The organism is Polaromonas sp., assembly GCF_030682935.1.
Classification (GTDB): Bacteria; Pseudomonadota; Gammaproteobacteria; order Burkholderiales; family Burkholderiaceae_C; genus Polaromonas.
This window is the reverse complement of record NZ_JAUXNA010000010.1, coordinates 1-2,956: the sequence shown is the minus strand read 5'-3', so window position 1 is coordinate 2,956 and position 2,956 is coordinate 1. Positions and strand designations below refer to the sequence as shown.

Annotated in this window: 2 protein-coding genes; both read right to left on the bottom strand. The window is 63.0% G+C overall.

The genetic code is table 11. The features are described 5' to 3' along the window. Positions 1-1,104: glutamate synthase subunit beta (locus Q8K05_RS00430; protein ID WP_305244583.1), on the bottom strand; the 1,104-nt coding region annotated here is incomplete at its 3' end. A gap of 100 nt (positions 1,105-1,204) precedes the next feature. Continuing rightward, positions 1,205-2,956: glutamate synthase-related protein (locus Q8K05_RS00425; protein WP_305244582.1), on the bottom strand; the 1,752-nt coding region annotated here is incomplete at its 5' end.

The following is a 2,956-nucleotide window of genomic DNA, read 5'->3' as shown; positions in this document are numbered from 1 at the left end:
CAATTCCTTGGTCGAGATGGCGAATTCGCGCTCGCAACCCTCTTCGTGGCTGGAACTGGTGCGCAGCTTGATCGGCCAGTAAGGCCAGGTCATGGGCCGGTTTTCCTCTGCAGGCGGCTCGGGCATCAGCTCAAACTGGGTCACGCTGGCCGCGCCATGGCGGTTGCTGGTGCCGACGCAGTCAGAACCGGTGTCGCCGCCGCCAATCACGATGACATGCTTGCCTTCGGCCCGGAGCTGGCCTTTGACCTTGTCGCCCGCATTGACCTTGTTTTGCGTCGGCAAAAATTCCATGGCGAAATGCACGCCATCCAGCTCACGGCCGGGCACCGGCAGGTCACGCGACTGCTCGGCGCCGCCGGTCAGCATCACCGCATCAAAGTCTTTTTGAAGCTGTTCAGGCGCAATGGTTTCCTTGGCCCAGTTCGTCACCTTGGAGTCTTTGGGCAGGCTGCCCACCAGCACGCCGGTGCGAAAGTTCACGCCCTCGGCCTGCATCTGCAGGGCGCGGCGGTCAATATGGATTTTTTCCATCTTGAAGTCGGGAATGCCGTAGCGCAGCAAACCGCCGATGCGGTCGTTTTTCTCAAACAGCGTCACCTCGTGACCGGCCCGCGCCAACTGCTGTGCAGCGGCCATGCCGGCCGGGCCGGAACCCACAATCGCCACTTTCTTGCCGGTCTTGTGCTTGGGCAACTGGGGCGTTACCCAGCCCTCGGACCAGGCGCGGTCAATGATGGCGTGTTCAAGCGACTTGATGCCCACGGCGTCGTCGTTCACATTGAGCGTGCAGGCCGCCTCGCAGGGCGCGGGGCAGATGCGGCCGGTGAACTCCGGAAAGTTGTTGGTGCTGTGCAGCGTATCGATCGCGTTTTTCCAGTCAGCGCGAAACACCATGTCGTTGAAGTCGGGAATGATGTTGTTGACCGGGCAACCGCTGGTGCAAAACGGCGTGCCGCAGTCCATGCAGCGCGCCGCCTGCTTGCCGGCCTGCGCGTCATTCAGGCCGATGACAAATTCCTTGTAGTTCTTCAGGCGCTCGGCGACGGGCTTGTAGCCCTCTTCGATGCGCTCGTATTCCATGAAGCCGGTGATTTTTCCCATGATGCGTCCTGTGCAATTTCTTAAGCGTTTTATGCCGCGAGCCCTTTACCATAGGGCGCTAGCAGCTATAAATACAATAGCAAACGATAGCTGCCCTGCCTTACTTGGCCAGTGCCGCCTCCTGGTTGGTGGCAACCTGCGCGCGCGTGGTTTCGGTCGCCGCTTCCAGCTGGCGCTCCTTGCGCTCGATCAGCGCCCGCTTGTACTCATTGGGGAACACTTTCACAAACTTCAGGCGCGACTCGGGCCAGCTGTCCAGCAACTCGCGGGCGCGCTTGCTGCCAGTCCAGCGGTTGTGGTCCTGCAGCAGACGCTTGAGCTGCTCTTCGTCGGTTTCACCGGCGTGCCAGTCGGACTTGTCGTGGGTGTGCTGCTCGGCCGTCGTCACAACCCGGTCCATGGACACCATGGACATGTTGCAGCGGGTGGCGAACTGGCCGTCTTCGTCATACACATAGGCCACGCCGCCGCTCATGCCGGCGGCGAAATTGCGGCCGGTCTTGCCCAGCACAGCCACCGTGCCGCCCGTCATGTACTCGCAGCCATGGTCGCCTGTGCCTTCGACGACGGCGGTCGCGCCCGACAGGCGCACCGCAAAGCGTTCGCCGGCCACGCCGCTGAAGAAGGCCTCACCGGTGGTCGCGCCGTACAGCACGGTATTGCCGACGATGGTGTTCTTGTGCGACTCGCCGCGGAAATCAATGCTCGGGCGCACCACGATGCGGCCGCCGCTCAGGCCCTTGCCGGTGTAGTCGTTGGCGTCGCCAATCAGGTACATGGTGATGCCCTTGGCCAGGAAAGCGCCAAACGACTGGCCGCCGGTGCCTTCGAGCTGGATGCGCAGGGTGTCGTCCGGCAGGCCTTCGGGACGCAGGCGCGTCAGTTCGCCCGACAGCATGGCGCCCACCGTGCGGTTGACGTTGCGCGCGACCTCGATGAACTGAACTTTTTCGCCTTTTTCCAGCGCCGCTTTTGATTTTTCAATCAGGCGCATGTCGAGTGCTTTTTCGAGCCCGTGGTCCTGCTCCATCACATGCCGGCGCGGCACATCGGCCGGCACATTCGGCTGGTAGAACAGGCGGCTGTAGTCCAGGCCACCGGCCTTCCAGTGCGTGATGCCTTTTTGCGTGTCAAGCAGGTCGGCGCGGCCGATCAGCTCGTCAAACTTGGCGATGCCCAGCTGAGCCATCAGCTGGCGCGCTTCTTCGGCGACAAAGAAGAAGTAATTGACGACATGCTCGGGCTTGCCGCTGAATTTCTGGCGCAGCACCGGGTCCTGCGTGGCCACGCCGACCGGGCAGGTGTTGAGGTGGCATTTGCGCATCATGATGCAGCCTTCCACCACCAGCGGCGCGGTGGCAAAGCCGAATTCGTCGGCGCCCAGCAGCGCGCCAATCACCACGTCGCGGCCGGTTTTCATCTGGCCGTCGGCCTGCACCCGGATGCGGCCGCGCAGGCGGTTGAGCACCAGCGTCTGCTGGGTTTCAGCCAGGCCGATTTCCCAGGGCGAGCCGGCATGCTTGATAGACGACCAGGGCGATGCGCCCGTGCCGCCGTCGTGGCCGGCAATCACCACATGGTCAGACTTGGCCTTGGCCACGCCGGCGGCAATCGTGCCCACCCCCGTTTCGCTGACCAGCTTGACGCTGATGCTGGCGCGCGGGTTGACGTTTTTCAGGTCGTGGATCAGTTGCGCCAGATCCTCGATCGAGTAGATGTCATGGTGCGGCGGCGGCGAAATCAGGCCGACACCGGGCACCGAAAAGCGCAGGCTGCCGATATATTCGCTGACCTTGCCGCCGGGCAGCTGACCGCCCTCGCCGGTCTTGGCACCCTGCGCCATCTTGATCTG